This window comes from Gilvimarinus chinensis DSM 19667, from assembly GCF_000377745.1.
GTDB classification, from domain to species: domain Bacteria; phylum Pseudomonadota; class Gammaproteobacteria; order Pseudomonadales; family Cellvibrionaceae; genus Gilvimarinus; species Gilvimarinus chinensis.
Genome location: NZ_KB898712.1, coordinates 1 through 18,436, shown reverse-complemented (window position 1 = coordinate 18,436; position 18,436 = coordinate 1). Strand labels below are relative to the sequence as shown.

The following is an 18,436-nucleotide window of genomic DNA, read 5'->3' as shown; positions in this document are numbered from 1 at the left end:
AGGCACAAAAAAGCCACCCGCAGGTGGCTTTAATGCAGAGCGATGCAAAGACTGCTCAGCCCTCCATCTGCTCGAGCTCCTTGCCCTTGGTCTCGCGCACGAAAATCAGCACAAAGAACACAGATACCAGAGCAAAGAATGCGTATATGCTGTATGCGGCCGACAGACCGATACCCGCCAGGAGTATCGGAAAGGTGTAGGTGACCAAAAAGTTCGCCAGCCACTGGAAAAGACCGGCCAGCGCCAGACCCGAGCCGCGAATCTGGTTGGGGAACATCTCGCCCAGCATTACCCACATGACCGGACCCCAGGACATATTAAATAGAAACGCGTAAACATTGACGCCATAAAGCGCCAGCAACCCCGACTCATCAGACAGGTTCAAATCGCCAGCGGCGTCCACCGGTGCGCCGGCAAAGGCGTATGCCACAACGCCCAAACTAATGGCCATGCCCGCAGAACCAAACCACAGAAGCGGTTTACGGCCGATTTTATCCACCAGAAATAAGGTGATCAGGCAGGCGGCGATACTGATGCTACCGGACAGCACGTTTCTTTGTAGCGCCTGGCTTTCGGTGAAACCGGCGGCTTCCCAGAGCACGGGGCCATAGTAGAACACCACATTGATGCCCACAAATTGCTGCAGTACTGCGAGGCCAATACCTACCCACGCGATGGGGCGCACACGACCCTTTACCCGGTCATAGAGGTCGGACAGGCGCGGGCGGTGATGATCCGAGGCCAGCGACTCGGAAATTTCGCTGAACTTGGCATTGCCGTCCACATCGCCATACAGCTTAACCAGCACCGCTCGGGCTTTTTCCTCTTTGCCAGAGGCCACCAGAAAGCGCGGACTTTCGGGGATAATCAACAGTGCCAGAAAGAAAATACCGGCGGGAATCAGCTCCGCCCAGAACATCCAGCGCCAGGTTTCCAGCCCCCACCAGAAGGTCGTCGTCGAATCCCCGGCGGTTTCAGCCAGAAAGTAGTTACTGATGAACGAAGCGGTCAAGCCGCAGATAATGGCGATCTGCTGCACAGAGGTGAGCATGCCGCGGTATTTCGCCAGGGCCACCTCACTGATATAGGCCGGCGCCATCACCGAGGCTGCGCCCACCGCCAGGCCACCGAGAACGCGGTAGAACACAAACTCCAGCGTGGAGCCGGCAATACCGGAGCCCCAGGCGGACACAATAAAGAAGATAGAGGCGACAATCAGCAGCGACTTGCGCCCGTATCGATCCGCCAAACGCCCGGCAAAAAAGGCACCGAACGCACAACCGAGCAACATCGAGGAGACGCTGAAACCCGTACCGGCCGCCTCGGAATCGAAGGCCAGCTGAAGACCTTTAACCGTACCGCTGATCACCCCACTGTCGTAGCCAAACAGGAAGCCGCCAATGGTAGCGATCACGCTGATAAATATAATGAACCCAGTACTGCCCTGACTGGGGCTGGAGGAATTGCTCATGGATCTTACCCTGTTATTAATATGGGATATGGTTTTTTAAAAGAGGATGATCATAGCGATAAAAAGGGCGCCCTCACAAGAGAAGGCACCCTGGTCGGATCATGGCTCTCCCGACTTATGGTGAATATTACACTTTGGTGGGCAAATTAAACAGCCGCAGGCCGGGGTTGTTTACAAATCAAAAACAAACCGCCGCCCCAGGGTAAAGTTACTCACAGCCACGGCCACCATCGCCCCCAGCTTGGCGGTCAGCGGTATAAACGACAGAGCGATCAGGCCGCTAAACACACCCGACCCCAACATCAGGCTGAGGCAGAAAATAAGCAAATACTTCTGCGCCGCAGCCCGATTTAAGGGTGTTTCGCAGCGGAAGGTAAAGCTGTGGTGGAGCACCAAGCCCAACCCATACCCCACCATCAATCCGGCTATATTGGCCCACTCGATGGCCACACCCAGCCAAGCGAGGGCGGTAAACAGGCTAAGGTCGGTCGCGCCCAGTAATGCGCCGGTGACGGCGAAACGGGACAGTTGCGGCAGACTTCTTGTCAGCGGCTGCAGCAAGGGCATAGGCAAATAGGGGTTAGTGAATGGCCCTGAATCTAGGGTATGCTGGACCCAGCATAAAAGCTCGCTATGACAGGACAATGACAAAACCCATCGCCCTACTTTTCACTTTCTTGCTGCTAACGAGTACCAGCAACGCGCAACCGCTCAGCCCTTTTACCAGCGACGGCTGCAGCCGCTTTCCCAATGGCACTCCAGCGCAGCAAGACTTATGGCTAGGCTGCTGTGAACAACACGATTTAGCCTACTGGCGGGGTGGTAGCTACAAAGAGCGATTAAGCGCCGACGATGCCTTGGAAGCCTGCGTGGCCGCGCTGGACGAGCCGGTTATCGCCGCCATTATGTATATGGGAGTCAGAGTGGGCGGCACCCCCTTCGCCCCAACAGACTTTCGCTGGGGTTACGGCTGGCCGCTGTATCGGGGTTACAAACCGCTGAGCGAGCAGGAACAACAAGAAGTGGAAGCGGCGCTTACTAAATTCAACGCAGAACCTATAAATAAGATGAAGTAAGAATGACGCCCTCGCCAGGTGGAAAATTCACATCATGTATTTATGGGTTGATGACAAAGCACATCTCGGATGTATAACAAAAAATACAATCCCAACCATAGGAATATAATCCACGGCACAAAACCCATTTTCCCATCAAAGTGTATTTGAGCCGATAGATAGAGATAAAAAAACACATACACAATCGAAATGATCGCCGCCAATATCATTAACTGTTTGGCCAGCACCCCTCTTGAAAATAAACAATAACCCATAAAGTAAAAAAGCCCGTTCACTCCTAACGCAACAAACATGATCGGATATTCAGAGAATACCGGGTTACCGCTATCTTTAAACATTCCGAGCACTTCTAAACCGAACGCGATAAAGCAGACAACAGCTAAAAACAAGGTATAGTTTCGAAGCTTCATAAACAAAACCTTCGCGATGTTTATCCCAACTTTGCAATAAATATGACCGAAGCTTTAAATCCAGATTCCGGATAACTTGGCTCTAGCATATTGCATAATTCAAAGCCGCTATCGTTCAGCAGCTCTTGCCATGTTTCCATAGTTCGAAAGTACCAGGGCGCTGGATCGGTAAAATCCTAACCAAAACCATGCCATGAGCCATCGCGCCAGCCATCTACATACGACTGACTGTGAGAAGATTCTTTGGGGTGCAGGGTTTGTATAACCAGATGGCCGTTAACATTAAGCAAAGAAGGAATGGAGCGAATTAACCGATTAACCGAGTCATAGCCAAGTAACGAAAAGTTGCAGACGGCTACATCAAATTTTGCGGCAATGCCCCCTTGAGCAATAGCATCATAATCCATTGCCAAAAAGTCACCGCCCCCAGCTTGGTGTGCTAGCGCAGTTAGCTCTTCAACGGCATCCACTCCGAGTAATCGTTCAACGTTTGCAGTTAGCGCACGTATCAACCAACCCTCACCGCAACCAATGTCAATTAAACTCGTTGGCTGGAGCGACTTAACCGCGTTTAGAATGGCTGTATCAGTAACGTCGCGCCGACTGGCGATATCTTTATTGCGTACAGCAGAACACCAAGGTTCTGCATTCTTATGCCAAGACGTGATTATTTGTGCTTCAGTTTCTGAGGGCATAAGATTAAAGCCCTTGCCGCGCCCGTTGGATGGCCGCGTCAACGGCGACGAGCGCTTGAAGACTGTTTTTCCAACAACTGGTTTGCAACATCGACGCAACCATCTGTGCAATTTCCTGCGGCTCGTGCTGTGCCAGCAAGGCAAAAGAATCAATCCCTACTTCTTCAAAACGCTTTACCACCGTTGGCCCCACGCCTTTTAAGGCCAGTAACGCTTGTGTTTCTGCTGCGCTAAACGCCATGGCTGCGTCTCTAATACCAAAAAGAAAAGTACAACCGAATTACGTTTGCATCAAAGCTGTACAAGGGCTCTTCACCGGGTGGGGCGTCTGTGTCTAGCACATTGCGAAAATTATCATAGCTGAAATCAAAATAATCCCAGTATAAATTGACGGTGCTCTTGTCGAATAACCAAAGCCATTTCTGCGGCACATCGTAGGTCACACCCAAGCCGATATTATCCGATTGATATTCGCTGAGTTCTTTATCCCGCGCCATAAAGTTCTGCGCATTTTGATAGGGAAATAAATCCGAATAAAAATCCGCTTCGCTCTGCTGGTAATTGCGGTATTTCAGCTCAAACAGCCAGCGCTCGCGCCATGGGTGGGTGTAGCGCAATTCCCAGTTGCTGGCCTGAATGCCCCAACTGTCTTCGTAATAGCGATAGTCGGCACGCAGGCTGGCGCGATAAGGTAAGAAATACATAGCGCGAATACTGGCGGCATCCGAATTGCGAGTTTCGGGGTAAACTTCGGCCTGATAGCTGTAGCCCTGCTCGGCGTCTGGGTCCAGGTAGCGCACTTGACGATAGGGATTATTTAAATAACCTTCATCGATGGCCGATTCAACATTAAAAGCGGCAATTAATGACTTAGTGAGAATTTGCGAGATATTTAACTGGTAGCGACGGCGCTGTACGTCTTCCTCAAATTCCGGATTGCCGTTTTTACCCACCACATCTTCGCCGTAGCTAAAGCCGAAACTCAGCGTGGTTAAATCGCCAAAAAAACTTTGGCTGATACCAATACTGCCGGTTTGCGCGCTGTAGTCGTTTTCTTCGCTGCTGGTGTAGCCCAGGCTGATGATCGTGCGATCGTGCAAGTACTCGGTACCCAGTGAATACTCAGTGCGTTTTTCCGAATATTCGCTGGCCGTTGCCAACACATCAATGGAGGCCGACGAGACCATATCCACATAATAGTTAGCCGAAACCGCAACGTTGGTGCCGATATTTTTACGCACCAGAATCGAGGGGCCGTCAATATTCGCACCGCCGCCGTCGTAACTGTGATACATCACGTCCAAACGATCCGGGTCTAACACTTCCGCGCGAGCGGCCAACCCCACAAGCAGCAGAACAGCCAGAACAACAATGCGATTAGTTACAACCACAGCCGCCTCCGCTGGCACCGTCGGCACCGCGCGCCGCTTCACGGGCCTCGTACACATGGTGCAGGTAGTTACTGGCAATGGGGTCGCGATCAAAACTCATAATCGGGTCGGCCAGGTTTTCCCGCTCGTAAGGTTTTACCCAGGGGCTGCAGCCGCTGGCGAACAACACCGCCATCGCCACCACCAGTAACCGGCTCATTCGCGAATCAGCTCTTTAACTTGTTTGCGGTATTTTTCTTCATCGCCCGAGCGATAGCCGCGGTTTACATAACGGATATTGCCGTCGCGATCGATCAAAATGGTGGTGGGCATGGCATCCACATTATAAAGTTTGCTCACTTTGCTGGTGGGGTCGTACAACACGGGAAAACTCACCGGAATATCTTCCAGTAATTTATCGGCCGCTGCGGTATCCGACTCGACATTGACGCCGTACAACACAAAGCCTGCGTCTTTATAACGCTGGTACAGTTCATCCAGCAGCGGCATTTCTTTACGGCAGGGTGCGCACCAGCTGGCCCAAAAATTTAGCATGACCACGGTGCCGCGCTGCTCGGCCAGGCGTAGGTTTTCGCCGGTAGTACTCTTAAGGGTAAAGTCCGGTGCGGCTTCGTTTGCCTGAGCGCTCGCCGCTCCAACCAGCAACGCCAGCGAGGCCAGCGAGGCCAGCAACATTTGCCATATTTTCATAATTCAATCCTTCCAGTTTAAAAGAATACCGACAGGCCCAAACGGCCTTCAAAATTATTGGTATCGCGTGGCTCGCCAAATAATTCATGGGTAAACAAGTAATCGCGCAGGCCAATATCAACTGCAAACCAATCAGTAAAATAGATTTTATAACCTGCACCCAGCGAATAAGTCGCGTAACGATTGCTGGCAAATTCGGTATTGCCGCCGCCTGCAGTGATATAAAAGTGGGTATTAAAGGCGGTGTTTTCTCCCCAAAAAACCTGCCCCGGAAACAGTTTGTAACCCAATGACAAGTTGTAATAAGTGTATTCGCGTTCATCTTCGGTTAAAAACTCGACCGCACCGCTAAGTAATTCGTAGCTGGTTTTCTGCGCTTCGCTGCTGCCGTAAATAGCCTCGACAAAAAAGTCTTCGGTTATGTGGTAGGCAAGGCTAACCCCCAGCACCGCGTTGCTGCCAAAGTCCTCAATGCCAAGCGCACCGCCGTAAATACCGATTTCAAAGTTTTCGGTATCCAGCATGTCTTCTTTTATTTCTCGTCGCTCGATATCGGCACCGACAATCGGTTCGAGCGGATCATCCTGCTGCGCGCTAACCAATAGCGGTAAACCCGCCAGGGCGGCTAGAAAAATACGTTGAATCCGACTCGCCATTCGTTAACCTCGTCGTTGTTTTCGCGGCTCGTTAAAAGGTAGTGATTGGTGTAGTCCAGGCGCAGAAAAAAGCGGCGCGATAAATACACATAAGTGCCCAGGCTTGCCTGCAGCAAAGAGTCTTCCCTATCTTCAGTGTCTACCAGCGTGGCGCTGGGGTGAATTTTAATTTTTCCGGTTCCTATACCCAAGTAAGGCGACACCCGCCACTCGGGGAATGGCTGATGAGTGAGCCCAGCGGCGAGAATTTCACTGTCGGAAAAACTGCCCGCCTGCTGCGCGTAACGCGCCTCTAGGGTCAGGTTGCGAGTAAAGCGATAGCCCAGAGTTAGGGTTGTAGAATCCGCACCGCCAAAATCGCCAAAGCCTGCACCCAGTTCAAACTGGCCCACCACGGCATCGGAGCGGTAGTCGTCGGTAAAATCGGGCGGGTTGCCGGTGGCGTCCAAGGTGCTTGCCATGGCATCGCGTTTGACCCAGCCCTCCTGGCCGCGTGCGGTGGCAATCTTTATCCAACTAGTGCGACTTTTAAGAAGCGTAATGCGCTCGCCTTTTTCCAGCGCGTGAAATATCGGATAGCCGCGACCGGGGCCGGAGTACACATCAATGTAAGCGCTGTTTACGGTCACCTGCAGTGGCGCATCTTCGCTAAACCAGTCCAACCAACCCGCGTGCAAAGGCGCGCTGAACATCAGCAGTAACAGAACACTTGAGTTAAAAACCTTTGGCATTAATCGGGCACATCAAATGGGTTGTTATAGTATTGGGCCCCGATATCGAGCCACTCGCTTAACAGCTTTTGTTCGCTAGCATTTAAAAACCCGCGATGGTCAACGGTATCCTGCTCAGCATCGAAGTTATTCATACGGTTAAAGAAAGCGGCACTGGCCCAAGCCCCGGCTGGTGACATAGTGCGACCAATGGGCACCCGCACTAAAATCGGAATCGGGTTGCCCTCGGCATCGAGAATCAGCTCGCCGTCTTCGTCCACTTCGTACTCACCGCTTTCTATCAATACATCCTGTAGTACGCCGTCTACAACCTCTTGCTCGAAGCGGGTGGCTAGCAGCTCGCGATACGACGTGACATGGGGCGTGTTGTTTTCACTGGCGTTTAAGTCTAACTGGCCCGCCGGAATCTGCACAAGGCCGTCGGCGTCCAGCGGGCTGTGGCAGCTGGTGCAGGTGTTGTCGCTCATCACGCTGCCATCTTCCGCCAGCACCTGGCGCGGTTTATCCCACAGCGGCTGAATGTGCGCGGGGTAGTTAATCACAATGCGGCACTGAGCGCTCCAGGCCTCCAAGCAGGCCTCGCTGGTGGGCAGCGCTTCGGGCTCGGTGGCCACCTCTGCATAGCGCCAGGCGAAGCTTTCGTCTTTGTCGCGCACCGCGGGGTCTGTCCAATCGTCGTCAAATTGAATATCCACACTGGGGCGGCGAATGCCGGCAATGCGCGCGTACACCTCGGCCATGGTTTCGCCCATATCGGCAAACAGCGCAGGCTCGGTATTGGGGAAAGGTTCGCCGGTGGTTTCAGCGCCCTTATTTATTGTCTCTGGCCCGGCGTTAAAGCGGCCGTGAGGGATTTCGGTGTCACCATCGTGACAGCCCTGGCACTCGAAGGTCTCGCCCGGGCGCACTTGCAACCAGTGCTCGTGGCGCGATGAAATTCGCCGACCGTTGCCATCCAGTACCGACAGGGTAAAGGCCACATCAGCGGGTACCAGGGTTTTGACCGAACCGTCGGGCTCAATGGGTACATAGCCCAAAATCTCTTTAAAGCGCTGCGCGCTGCTGACACCAAAGGCGCTGCCGGGAAAGTTTAAAATCTCATCCGGCGGCTCGGACACGGCTTTTACTAGGCGCAGAAAACGCGCGGGGCGCTCGGCGGCGGTAAACTGCGCTGGGTCGCGCAGGTTTTCTATTCCGGCGGTAGTGCTGTCCACGCCATCTATGTCGTAAACGCTGCGAATGTGCAGCACCCCCAAGCCTTCGGCGGCCAGGTCAGTGTCGGTGTCGGGTTGCAGATAGTCGGCTGGGGTGCGCGGCTCCAGGGTGACGATATCGGTGTAGTAAACGTCTTCGGCGGGCACAATCACCGGCTGTTGGGTGTTGTCGTCCAGGTTGTAAATCCACAAACCGTAGACCGGCGGGGCAGCTTCCAACTCGCGCGCCAGATTATCTTCGGTGCAGGGCACGGTGCGGTTTTCGCTGTCTAGGTTTTCCGGCTCAACCGGGTCCAGCAGGCGGCACTGGCTCCAGCTCACCAACAGGCGGTTGGTGCCATCGTACAGTGGCGTGAGTGCCGAGAATTCCCCGTGGCGGGAGATACTGCCGTCGATCATTACCGGTAGCACCGTCAGGGTATCCAGCGCGGCATCATCCTCAAGGCTGGTGTCCTCTTCACTGGAGGTAACCGCGCGGTTGTCTTCCACATAGTCGATGTGGTTAATCGCCACCATATCACCACCGAGCAGCGCATCTCGGGGTTTGTAAATACCCACCAACCGGCCGTCTGGCAGCAGCTCTGGGTTAAACAGCCAAGGGGTCTCATCACCCAAGCGGGTGTGATAGCCGTAATGCACGCGCAAGTTAGTGCCATCCGGGTGCGCGGTGTAGTAGCTGATGCGGTTATTGCGGTAGTTATCGGCGCGGGTAAACAACAGCCGGCCGTCTTCCAGCAGCAGCGGCTCCCACTCGTGGCTTTGGTTGTAGCTCAGCTGGCGAATATCGCTGCCGTCGTCGTTCATGGAGTGCAGTACAAAAGCCGGGCCGTCGCCGCTTTCACTTTCGGCGGCGTACTGGGGCTTATTGTCGTCCAGCAAAATGGCGCGGCTGCGCACCTGCCGGGTGGAGGAAAACACAATACGCCCGTCGGGCAGGTAGCGGGGGTTAACGTCGTCGGCCTGCTCGGCGACTATGTCCGATTCAATCACCCGGCGCAGGCTGTCCAGCTCCAGGTTGTATTCCCAAATATTCCAGCTGAGCTGATCGTCTTCGTCTACGTCTTCAAGCTCGGGCGCGCGCAGGGCGAACAGCAAACGGTCGCCATTGGGGTGAGCGCTTAAATCTTTTACATCGTATTCGGCGCCCTCACCAAAGGCGCGATCAGTGATGTTAATCGTCAGGGCCGAGTCGGTGGCGCGCTCTTTTAAAAATAACCGCGCGCCCGGGGCAAAGTCATCCCGCGCAAAAGGCTCGGGTGCCTCCAGCTCGCCCTCTTCGTCGCGCGGCAGGGCGCGCTCAATGTAGGCGATGGGTAAATCCACCACCACCGGGTCTGGCTCTTGGCCACCGCCAGAAATACCACCGCCGCCTCCGCCACAGGCACTTAAACCGGCGGCAGCCATTAGGCTCGCGGCCAGGTGGGCACGCTGAAAAGGTAAAAACGGCGATAATTTCATGGATTGTTTCAATATCGTTGTCGTTATCAGACGGGCAGTGGCCGGATTAGCTCACCACTGAAACAGGTGTGAATCCGATTTAACCCTATTACTTGCACGCGTCACTTACGGTCGGTTCGCGCACCCCCAAAGCGTTTATTCTATCGTCACAGTTCGACGGCATCTGGCGCAATCTACCACTAATTGGCCGTTTTGTGATTGGGTAGACAACCTACCGGGGTTGCAGCACTCAGGCTCAACCCAGCCTTAGGCCTATAATGGGCAGCTAAAAAACCGCTATTAAAAATCACCGTGGAGCCGGGGGATGTCCCTTACCAAACAACTAACGCGAGCCTTACTCGCGGGCGCGTTGCTATGCACAGCAGCCCAGGCACTAGCCGGGCCGCGCGAGCAGGCGCTGCAAATTCACTCGCGCATTGCCGGGGTACCCCCCAGCGAAACGGTACTGCTGCAAATGGCCGAGCATATAGAAAGCGGCGATGTAGCCGCTGCGGCGAACTTGGCCATGGAGCACGACGGTTTCTACCGCGCCACCTTAAAAACCCTGGCCACCCCCTGGACCAACCGCGACATGACGCCCTTTGCGCCGCTCAACGATTACACCGCCACGGTGATGGGGCTGGTGCGCGATGGCGAGGACTTCCGCCAGCTGCTGTATGGCGATCTACTCTATACCGGCAGCGGTAGCTTGCCCGCCTACAGCACCAGCAATAATGACCATTACGAGGCGCTGGAACAATCTGACCTAACCTTAAAAGACGCCCTGCAGCGGCAAAGTCAGTCCTCACTTACTGGATTGCCCAGCGAGGCCACCGCCGGCGTAATGACCAGCCGCGCCGCCGCCAAAGCGTTTTTTTACGCGGGCACTAATCGCGCGATGTTCCGCTTTACCCTGCTGAACCATTTATGCCGCGACTTGGAGCAAGTACACGACACCACCGGCATTCCCGACCGCATCCGCCAGGATGTAAGCCGCAGCCCCGGCGGTGACGCCCGGGTATTTTTAAATAACTGCGTGGGCTGCCATACGGGTATGGACCCCATGGCCCAGGCCTTTGCCTATTACGACTACGAGTACGATGCCGCCACCGACCCGGACGCCGAGTTCGGCGCCATCCATTACAACCGTGAGGGCGAAACCGACCCCGCCACCGGCACCCGCGTCGAGGCCAAATACCACATTAACGCCGGCACCTTTGCGCCGGGTTACGTCACCCCCGACGACGACTGGGACAACTACTGGCGCCGCGGCCCCAACGCCATACTGGCCTGGGACCCAAGCCTAGCAGGCAGTGGCAATGGGGCTAAAAGCTTAGGGATGGAGCTGGCCCACTCGGGTGCCTTTGCCAGCTGCCAGGTCGAAAAGGTGTTTAACGCCGTGTGCCTGCGCACACCCGGCAACAGCGAAGATCGCGCCCTGATCGCTACCGCTACCGGCAACTTCGCCGCCAGCGGCTACAACTTAAAGCAGGTGTTTATCGACACCGCCGACTACTGCAAGGGTGAATAATATGGCGGCGCTTAAACCACACCTGTTATTTGCGTCTTTACTGCTCGGCTCGGCTTTATTGGCAGGCTGCGGCTCCGACAGCGGCGAGGCCACTACACCCAACGTCAACCCGGATACCGGCGGCGGTGATACTGGCTTAAGCTACGACGGCCCGGCACCGCAAACCGACGATATCCAGCTGTACAAGCTGAACATTTGGGACAACCTGGCCACGCAGGAGCGCTGCGGCAGTTGCCACGGCACCGGCGGCCAACTGCCCCGCTTTGTGCGCAGTGACGATATCAACCAGGCCTACGGCGCGGGCGAGCCATTAGTGGATTTGGGCACGCCGCAATTATCCACCCTGGTTACCAAGGTGGCGGGCGGTCACAACTGCTGGTTGGACAGCGCCACCGCCTGCGCCGATATTATTGAGGGCTACATTACCGACTGGGCCAGCAGCACCGGCTCGCTCAGTAACAAAATTGTACTGATTCCGCCGGTAGAGAAAGACGTAGGGCAAAGCAAAAACTTTACCCCCGAGCCCGGTACCTTTAGCAGCACCGTCTACCCGCTGCTTACCCAATACTGCAGCGGCTGTCACGCCGAAAGCGCGCCCACCCAGCAGCAACCCTATTTGGGCAGCAGCGATGTACAAGTCTCTTACGACGCAGCGCGCAGCCGCATTCGCCTGGACAGCCCCGCCGACTCACGCCTGGTACAGCGCCTGGGGCTGGAAAGCCACAACTGTTGGAGCGGCAACTGCCAATCCGATGCCGCCGCCATGCAAGGCGCGATTGAAAGCTTTGTAAACAGTTTGCCGGTCACCGAAGTCAATCCGGACCTCGTAATCAGCAAAGCCCTGCAACTGAGCGATGGCATTATCGCCAGCTCCGGCGGTCGGGTGGAAACTGATGTTATCGCCAAATACGAATTTAAAACCGGCGAGGGCAGTGTGGCCTACGACATCAGCGGGGTAGAGCCCGCCGCCGATTTAACCATCAGCGGCGATGTGGAGTGGATGTCCAGCTGGGGGCTGCGCATTATCGACGGCAAGGCTCAGGCCTCTACCGCCGCCAGCCGCAAGCTGTTCGATTTAATCACCGCCACCGGTGAATACACCATCGAAACCTGGGTCATCCCCGATAACGTCACCCAGGAAGAGGCGCGCATTGTCAGCTACTCGGGCAGCACCCAGGTGCGCAACTTTACCTTGGGGCAAACCCTCTACAACTACGACTTTTTCCACCGCAGCTCTACCACCGACGGCAACGGCATGCCCGCGCTGTCCACCGCCGATGCCGACGAGCGTTTGCAGGCCAGCCTGCAACATGCCGTCATCACCTTTGACCCGGTCAACGGCCGCCGCATTTACGTTAACGGCGAGTACACCGGCGATGTGGATGAAACCGAACCCGGCAACCTCAACGAGTGGGACTCCAGCTACGCCCTGGTGGTGGGTAACGAGGTGTCATCGGATCGCTTGTGGAAAGGTAGCCTGCGTTTTCTGGCCATTCACAACCGCGCCCTGCCGCCCGAGGCCATTGCCGCCAACTACGAGGTAGGTGTAGGGCAAAAATATTATTTGCTGTTTGATGTAAGCGACAAAATTGGTTTAAGCCAGGCCTATGTGGTGTTTCAGGTGCAGCAGTTTGACGACTACAGCTACCTGTTCAGCGAGCCTTTCTTTGCCAGCCTGGGGGACGAGCCTATTCCCACCGTTGATCTCGAAGGCATTCGCATCGGCATCAACGGCCGCGAAGCTATCGTCGGCCAGGTATTCGCCGCGCTGGACACCGAGATTAACGCCGCCGACTATGTAGACGGCAAGCAGGACTTATCCCGCCAGGGCGCAGTCATCGGCCTGGAGCAGGGCAGCGAGCTGGACACCTTCTTTTTAACCTTCGATCGCTTAGGCGAGCACGAATACGTGCGAGTAGAGGCCGAACCACCCGCGCCCCAACCGGCCGCCGACATTGCCGACCAGCCGCGCATAGGCATTAAAACCTTCGCCGCCATTAACCAGTCCCTGGCGGCCATGACCGGCATCAGCCACAACACCGATGCCGTGCGCGCCACCTACGAAAAAGTGGAACAGCAACTGCCGGTCGCCGCGCAACTAGACGGCTTCGTCGCCGCCCAGCAAATGGGCATAACCCAACTGGCCGTCGCCTACTGCAACGCCCTGGTCAACGACGCAGACAAACGCAGCGACTTTTTTACCGGCTTTAACTTCAACGCCGCCCCGGCCCAAGCCTTTAACACCACCGGCCGCGCGCAAATAATCGACCCGCTGTTAAACGCACTGGTTGGGGGTGAAGTAAACGGCACCAGCCTAAACAACCAGGCCGAACCTGCGGTAGTGCGCGAAGAACTAAACGGTTTAATAGACACCATGGCCAACTGCGGCAACAACTGCAACGCCCAACGCACCGCCACCGCCGTAAAAGCCACCTGCGCCGCCGCACTTGGCAGCGCCATAATGTTGGTGCATTAAGATTTTTTTGTTGGTGCGCTTTGATTTAGAGTTTTAATACAGAGAAAACAGCGTGGAACCGTGTGGGGTTCGCCCGATTACAATGGAGCCGAGTGGAAGCTGATTTTAGGGGTTGAGCGCTCTGGACGAGCGCGAAAGGTCTAAGCGCACAAGGATGTGCGATTTAGACCGACCGCTAAAATCAGCTGGAACGAGGGAACCCCGCCAGGGGCCCATTGTTGGGCAAATCTTTTGGTTACTTTTTGATTAAAAAGTAACTCGCCACGCCCGGCGACACGGGCAAACAAAAAGCGAATTAAAAATTCAGCAATATGTTGAATCAGTGTTTGGCGACCAAAAGCCAAACACCAAAAAACGAAGCAACGCAATAAGGCCCAGGAGCCACCCCATGCGTAAAAACAAACAACCCCTGCACCCAGATGCACCGCTAAAACTCAATGATCACAGCCGCCCCATCACCCGGCGCGATATGATCTGCCAGGGCTTTCACAAAGGCACGGCAGCGGTATTGGGCGGCAGCGCCTTTAGCCTGTTTGCCAACCCACGCCAGGCCGAAGCGGCACTGTCGTCGGATTTGGCCGCCATGCGCGATGCCTGCGGCATAGCCACCCAGGGCGCGGGTAAAATTCCGTTTATCTGTTTTGATTTAGCAGGCGGTGCCAATATTGCGGGCTCTAACGTATTAGTGGGCGGCCCCGGTGGGCAAATGGATTTTCTCTCTACCGCTGGTTACAGCAAACAGGGTTTGCCTGGGGATATGACCCCGCAAAGCGGGCAGGGCGATTTTATTAATCAGGATTTAGGCCTGGCCTTTCATTCCGACAGCCAAATGCTGCGCGGTATTTTAGAGCGCATTGGCGCGGAGCGCGCCGCCAGTGTCAACGGTGCGGTGATTCCCGCGCGCTCGGAAAACGACACCGGCAACAACCCCCACAACCCCATGTACGGCATTAACCGCGTGGGTGCCAACGGCTCGCTGCTGGCACTCATCGGCTCGCGCGCCAGCGATTCGGGTGGTAATTCTCTAGCCCCCGAAATGCTGATTAACCCCGAAGTGCGCCCCACCAAAGTGGACCGCCCCAGCGATGTCTCGGGCCTGGTGGATGTAGGCGATTTAGTGGGCCTGCTCAGCCAGTCGGACACAGTCGCGGTAATGGAATCCATGTACCGCATCAGCAACGCCAAGCTGGGCGCGGTCAATACCGGCAGTGTGCGCGACACGGTATTAAAAGACTTAATGCGCTGCGGCTATGTCAAAAGCGCGGACCTCGCCGACCGCTTCGGCAACCCCGCCGCTATCGACCCAGTCGCCGACCCGGACATTGTCGGCCCCGCCGGTATTTTCAGTTTTGACGAGTTCGACTCCGACGGCGAATTCCGCAAGGCCGCCTCGGTCATGAAGCTGGTGGTGAACGGCTACGCCGGTGCGGGCACCATTACCATGGGCGGTTACGACTACCACACCGGCGACCGCGCCACCGGCGAAATCCGCGACCTGCGCGCCGGGCGCTGCATTGGCGCCTGCATTGAATACGCCGCCCGCGTGGGCGTGCCGGTCATGATTTACGTCTTCTCCGACGGCTCGGTATTTTCCAACGGCATGCTGGATAACTCCGCCGAAGGGCGCGGCAAAGGCGTCTGGACCGGCGACAACCAACAAACCGCCGCCAGCTTCTTTTTGGTCTACAACCCCAATGGCCGCCCCGGTATTGTCGGCGGCTCGCTGGAAGAGCAAGCCGTGCATCAACAACTGGGCTACATGCGCCGCAGCGGCGACGTAGAAACCGCCTCCAGCCCTGCGGCTAACAATGTGAATTTGTTGGTGGAAACCCTGGTGCTGAATTATATGGCGCTGCATAACGAACAACACCTTTTCCCCACGCTGTTTCCCCAGCATGGGTTGGGGAATGCGACCTTGATGGATCGGTTGACGGCGATGAATCCGATTTGTGATGGGGGGATTGGGAGTCCGGTTTGATGTTTGCCTCCCGGCGGGGTGTTTCGCCTTACGGCGAGCTACTTCTTTGATGAGCAAAGAAGTAGCCAGGCCGTTCCTGCGCGTCCTGCGCCCACGGCATTAGTGAATCCCTTCACGTCAAACTGTCCCCCAAAAGATCCCGGCCTTCGGCTTCCCTCGCTCCGACCTATTTTGACGGTCGGAAAAAATCGCGGTCCACGCGTTTTTCCTTAATCGCGCACAGCCCAGGCTGGCCTCTCTGTTGCTTCGCAACATTCACCTCCTCCATGCGCGATTAACCCCCAAAATAGGCCTCCGCTCGGCTGGATCTACGGGGGGGTTAAGAGCGGTGCTTCGTAGCCATATCAGATCTTATCCGTGTGCTCTCCAATTTATAAAATACTGCCGACTCTGTTAGTCTAAGTGTCCTATTATTTTGGAGCGTTTCATGGCTGAAGATCCGTTAAAAACCTTGTCCGACCAAATCACCGAAGCTCATACTAAAATCCAACAGACCCATCAAGACATTAACCCGGTGGTAGCGGTGCGACGTGGTTTGCGCGATACCGGTATTCCAGCCGATGTGATGACAATTGACTGCCTGCGAACACGCAAGCGCATTATGTTGATACTGCATGACGAGGAGCAAGGTATGCTGCTCTATCAATTTGCCAATTTGGATGTTGAAGCCAGTGACCAGTTTCAGCGTAAGCGGTTGTCTGAGGTAAACGTTGAGGTGTTGTTTGAGTGGATGCAAGATTATTTTTCCGGTAAGCCTTTTTCTGAAAATAATTAAAACTAATAAAGTGAAGTTTCCGGTCGTTGAAAAAACTTCTGGTCAGATCTGAATTCACCATTCAAGACCTGATCCTTTCAAATTTCCTGAGTGACTATGAAAGATCATCCGAATCACGCAATGAAGTGATAGTAGCCGCCTGGCTTTCGGGTGGATATAAAATGAAAAAAATAGCTGAGTACTTTGGGTTACATTACTCTTCTGTGAGTAAAATAATAAAAGCCCACGAGGATTCACAATTCAAGACCTCGTATATTGACCATGTCGATGATAATCAGGATGCTATACCTGATGCAGCGGCCAGATCGGTTGAGGCTGACAAGGCCGAAGTTCGTAGAAGCTGAGGGTCAGATAAGTCTACCGATCTGTTTTTTCGTTCATCCATTTCGAAGGGTAACTTAGGCTAACGTATTTCAAGACTGAATACGAGGACGCATATGATGAATGATGTTGCCGTTGGTATTGATGTTTCGAAGAAAAAACTCGATGTTTGTATTGCTCGTGAAGGCAAATACAAAAGTAAGGTTCTTAGCAATACACCTAATGGCCACAAGGAGCTAATCAGATGGCTAGAAGCTCAGGGTATTAGCCAAGAAGCGCCTGTTGCACTTGAAGCCACTGGCCCCTATAGAGAAGCCATCGCAATACACCTGAGCGAAAACGATTGGCGCGTCAGTGTCGTAAACCCGGCAAGGATATCAGGGTTTGCAAAAAGTGAGCTATCGAGGAATAAGACCGACAGCGCTGATGCAAAGCTAATTGCTCGGTTCGCATTGCATGCGGAACTGGAGATTTGGCAGCCGCCGACTCCAGCAATCAGGGAGCTTAGAGCCTTGGTAGATAGGCTCCAGGCACTATCCGATATGAAGCAACAAGAACTCAATAGAATCGAGGGCCTGTCTGAGACTTGTGAAGTCGCAGTTAAAGACATGATAATAGATCATGTTCATTGGCTTGAAAAACAGATTCTCTCGATTCAATCTAAGATCGATGATCATATTGATGGAAACCCTGAACTCAAGAGGGATGCTGATCTCATTGAAAGCATACCAGGTATGGGGCGCCGGGCCACCTCCCAGTTTTTGGCATATATTGGCGACGTAAGACGCTTTAAGAGTGCCAAAGCATTAGCGGCGTTTATAGGCGTCACACCAAAACAAAAGCAGTCCGGGACATCGATCAATGGGCGAAGTAGCCTGTCACGCACTGGACATAATGCTGCAAGGAAAGCTCTTTTTATGCCCGGCATGGTTGCCAAGCGCTTCAACCCCGTCATCATTGCAGCATCAATAAGACTTGAGGCAAGAGGGCTGACACCTAAAGCGATTATTGGCGTCAGCATGAGGAAGCTGGTTCACATGATCTACGGCGTTATGAAGTGGTGTTCCCCACAAAAAATAGACACCGTACCTATGCAGCGATAGCTGTCTTCTCTTCAAACTCAACAGGACTTACCCCGTCGTTTGCAGAATGCCTTCTTTTGCGATTGTAAAAAATTTCAATGTAACCAAATATACCCGATCTCGCTTCGGCAATCGACTGATAGCAATTGGCGTAGATCAGCTCAACTTTGAGTCGAGCATAGAAAGATTCCATGACGGCATTGTCCCAGCAATTTCCCTTTCTGCTCATGCTCCGAGTGATGCCGTGTCTCTCGAGAAAGCTAACGTAGCTGTTTGAGCGATACTGCGTGCCCCGATCTGAGTGAACAATCAAGCCTGGGGCTGCCTCACGAGCATCGATGGCCATTTGCATCGCCTGCGTGATCAGCTGCTCTGTCATACTCGTATCCAGGCTCCAGCCAATAATACGACGTGAATAGAGGTCCATGACCGTCGCCAGGTAGAGCCATTGGTGTCGAACCCAGACGTAGGTAATGTCCGTGACCCATTTCTGGTTGGGCCG

At 54.5% G+C, this 18,436-nt stretch carries 19 protein-coding genes; 7 read left to right on the top strand and 12 right to left on the bottom strand.

Features of this window, described 5'->3' with window-relative positions; all coding sequences use genetic code 11:
• Window positions 1-55 precede the first annotated feature (55 nt).
• On the bottom strand, window positions 56-1,471 hold the full coding sequence (locus D568_RS0115975) for a sugar porter family MFS transporter (RefSeq protein WP_020210609.1): 1,416 nt from the start codon (window positions 1,469-1,471) through the stop codon (window positions 56-58).
• Between the two features lie 171 nt (window positions 1,472-1,642).
• A complete protein-coding gene (locus tag D568_RS0115970; RefSeq protein ID WP_157497932.1) occupies window positions 1,643-2,122 on the bottom strand; it encodes a GtrA family protein in 480 nt (159 codons plus the stop codon).
• Here D568_RS0115970 and D568_RS0115965 point away from each other — a divergent pair.
• Window positions 2,116-2,547 carry a hypothetical protein gene (locus D568_RS0115965; RefSeq protein WP_020210607.1) on the top strand — a complete coding sequence of 144 codons (432 nt, stop codon included), beginning with the start codon at window positions 2,116-2,118 and terminating at the stop codon, window positions 2,545-2,547. The two genes, D568_RS0115970 and D568_RS0115965, sit on opposite strands and share 7 nt — an antisense overlap.
• A gap of 32 nt (window positions 2,548-2,579) precedes the next feature.
• On the opposite strand, the gene D568_RS0115960 is transcribed toward D568_RS0115965, so the two are convergent.
• The 9 genes from D568_RS0115960 to D568_RS0115920 form a co-directional block, all read right to left on the bottom strand.
• Window positions 2,580-2,957, bottom strand: coding sequence for a hypothetical protein (locus D568_RS0115960; RefSeq protein WP_020210606.1), 378 nt, complete (start codon window positions 2,955-2,957; stop codon window positions 2,580-2,582).
• A 176-nt stretch (window positions 2,958-3,133) separates the two neighbouring features.
• Window positions 3,134-3,652, bottom strand: a complete 519-nt coding sequence (locus tag D568_RS20425; protein WP_020210605.1) for a class I SAM-dependent methyltransferase — start codon at window positions 3,650-3,652, stop codon at window positions 3,134-3,136.
• A 4-nt stretch (window positions 3,653-3,656) separates the two neighbouring features.
• On the bottom strand, window positions 3,657-3,893 hold the full coding sequence (locus tag D568_RS0115950) for a hypothetical protein (RefSeq protein ID WP_020210604.1): 237 nt from the start codon (window positions 3,891-3,893) through the stop codon (window positions 3,657-3,659).
• A gap of 10 nt (window positions 3,894-3,903) precedes the next feature.
• Window positions 3,904-5,043 (bottom strand): DUF3570 domain-containing protein, encoded by a 1,140-nt coding sequence (locus D568_RS0115945; protein WP_020210603.1) that lies wholly within the window; start codon window positions 5,041-5,043, stop codon window positions 3,904-3,906.
• The gene (locus D568_RS0115940; protein WP_020210602.1) at window positions 5,030-5,242 is read right to left on the bottom strand and encodes a DUF4266 domain-containing protein; all 213 of its coding nucleotides are present in this window, start codon (window positions 5,240-5,242) and stop codon (window positions 5,030-5,032) included. The genes D568_RS0115945 and D568_RS0115940 overlap by 14 nt, the downstream gene beginning before the upstream one ends.
• Window positions 5,239-5,733, bottom strand: a complete 495-nt coding sequence (locus D568_RS0115935) for a TlpA disulfide reductase family protein (protein ID WP_020210601.1) — start codon at window positions 5,731-5,733, stop codon at window positions 5,239-5,241. The genes D568_RS0115940 and D568_RS0115935 overlap by 4 nt, the downstream gene beginning before the upstream one ends.
• A gap of 17 nt (window positions 5,734-5,750) precedes the next feature.
• Entirely contained in the window at window positions 5,751-6,389 is a 639-nt protein-coding gene (locus D568_RS0115930; protein WP_020210600.1) for an outer membrane beta-barrel domain-containing protein, read from the bottom strand.
• Window positions 6,359-7,120 carry an outer membrane beta-barrel protein gene (locus D568_RS0115925; RefSeq protein ID WP_020210599.1) on the bottom strand — a complete coding sequence of 254 codons (762 nt, stop codon included), beginning with the start codon at window positions 7,118-7,120 and terminating at the stop codon, window positions 6,359-6,361. The genes D568_RS0115930 and D568_RS0115925 overlap by 31 nt, the downstream gene beginning before the upstream one ends.
• On the bottom strand, window positions 7,120-9,792 hold the full coding sequence (locus tag D568_RS0115920; protein ID WP_020210598.1) for an HzsA-related protein: 2,673 nt from the start codon (window positions 9,790-9,792) through the stop codon (window positions 7,120-7,122). Before D568_RS0115920 ends, D568_RS0115925 begins: the two co-directional genes overlap by 1 nt.
• Before the next feature lie 304 nt (window positions 9,793-10,096).
• Here D568_RS0115920 and D568_RS0115915 point away from each other — a divergent pair, with 304 nt between their 5' ends.
• From D568_RS0115915 to D568_RS0115885, 6 genes are all read left to right on the top strand, one after another.
• Window positions 10,097-11,302, top strand: coding sequence for a hypothetical protein (locus D568_RS0115915; RefSeq protein ID WP_020210597.1), 1,206 nt, complete (start codon window positions 10,097-10,099; stop codon window positions 11,300-11,302).
• A gap of 1 nt (window position 11,303) precedes the next feature.
• Window positions 11,304-13,778, top strand: coding sequence for a LamG domain-containing protein (locus D568_RS0115910; protein WP_020210596.1), 2,475 nt, complete (start codon window positions 11,304-11,306; stop codon window positions 13,776-13,778).
• A 388-nt stretch (window positions 13,779-14,166) separates the two neighbouring features.
• Window positions 14,167-15,756, top strand: a complete 1,590-nt coding sequence (locus D568_RS0115900; protein WP_020210594.1) for a hypothetical protein — start codon at window positions 14,167-14,169, stop codon at window positions 15,754-15,756.
• A gap of 427 nt (window positions 15,757-16,183) precedes the next feature.
• On the top strand, window positions 16,184-16,531 hold the full coding sequence (locus tag D568_RS0115895) for a hypothetical protein (protein WP_020210593.1): 348 nt from the start codon (window positions 16,184-16,186) through the stop codon (window positions 16,529-16,531).
• A gap of 26 nt (window positions 16,532-16,557) precedes the next feature.
• Complete coding sequence (locus D568_RS0115890; RefSeq protein WP_020210592.1) at window positions 16,558-16,875, top strand: hypothetical protein; 318 nt, start codon at window positions 16,558-16,560, stop codon at window positions 16,873-16,875.
• A gap of 93 nt (window positions 16,876-16,968) precedes the next feature.
• Window positions 16,969-17,955, top strand: a complete 987-nt coding sequence (locus D568_RS0115885; RefSeq protein WP_211211708.1) for an IS110 family RNA-guided transposase — start codon at window positions 16,969-16,971, stop codon at window positions 17,953-17,955.
• Here the strand turns inward: D568_RS0115885 and D568_RS0115880 are convergent.
• A partial coding sequence (locus D568_RS0115880) for an IS3 family transposase (RefSeq protein ID WP_020210590.1) occupies window positions 17,942-18,436 on the bottom strand: 495 nt, incomplete at its 5' end. The two genes, D568_RS0115885 and D568_RS0115880, sit on opposite strands and share 14 nt — an antisense overlap.

Excerpts from the sequence above, each read along its gene's own strand:
- D568_RS0115975 (WP_020210609.1), bottom strand. The coding sequence starts at position 1,471 with ATGAGCAATTCCTCCAGCCCCAGTCAGGGCAGTACTGGGTTCATTATA.
- D568_RS0115965 (WP_020210607.1), top strand. The coding sequence starts at position 2,116 with ATGACAAAACCCATCGCCCTACTTTTCACTTTCTTGCTGCTAACGAGT.
- D568_RS0115960 (WP_020210606.1), bottom strand. The coding sequence starts at position 2,957 with ATGAAGCTTCGAAACTATACCTTGTTTTTAGCTGTTGTCTGCTTTATC.
- D568_RS20425 (WP_020210605.1), bottom strand. The coding sequence starts at position 3,652 with ATGCCCTCAGAAACTGAAGCACAAATAATCACGTCTTGGCATAAGAAT.
- D568_RS0115950 (WP_020210604.1), bottom strand. The coding sequence starts at position 3,893 with ATGGCGTTTAGCGCAGCAGAAACACAAGCGTTACTGGCCTTAAAAGGC.
- D568_RS0115940 (WP_020210602.1), bottom strand. The coding sequence starts at position 5,242 with ATGAGCCGGTTACTGGTGGTGGCGATGGCGGTGTTGTTCGCCAGCGGC.
- D568_RS0115935 (WP_020210601.1), bottom strand. The coding sequence starts at position 5,733 with ATGAAAATATGGCAAATGTTGCTGGCCTCGCTGGCCTCGCTGGCGTTG.
- D568_RS0115930 (WP_020210600.1), bottom strand. The coding sequence starts at position 6,389 with ATGGCGAGTCGGATTCAACGTATTTTTCTAGCCGCCCTGGCGGGTTTA.
- D568_RS0115925 (WP_020210599.1), bottom strand. The coding sequence starts at position 7,120 with ATGCCAAAGGTTTTTAACTCAAGTGTTCTGTTACTGCTGATGTTCAGC.
- D568_RS0115920 (WP_020210598.1), bottom strand. The coding sequence starts at position 9,792 with ATGAAATTATCGCCGTTTTTACCTTTTCAGCGTGCCCACCTGGCCGCG.
- D568_RS0115915 (WP_020210597.1), top strand. The coding sequence starts at position 10,097 with ATGTCCCTTACCAAACAACTAACGCGAGCCTTACTCGCGGGCGCGTTG.
- D568_RS0115910 (WP_020210596.1), top strand. The coding sequence starts at position 11,304 with ATGGCGGCGCTTAAACCACACCTGTTATTTGCGTCTTTACTGCTCGGC.
- D568_RS0115900 (WP_020210594.1), top strand. The coding sequence starts at position 14,167 with ATGCGTAAAAACAAACAACCCCTGCACCCAGATGCACCGCTAAAACTC.
- D568_RS0115895 (WP_020210593.1), top strand. The coding sequence starts at position 16,184 with ATGGCTGAAGATCCGTTAAAAACCTTGTCCGACCAAATCACCGAAGCT.
- D568_RS0115885 (WP_211211708.1), top strand. The coding sequence starts at position 16,969 with ATGATGAATGATGTTGCCGTTGGTATTGATGTTTCGAAGAAAAAACTC.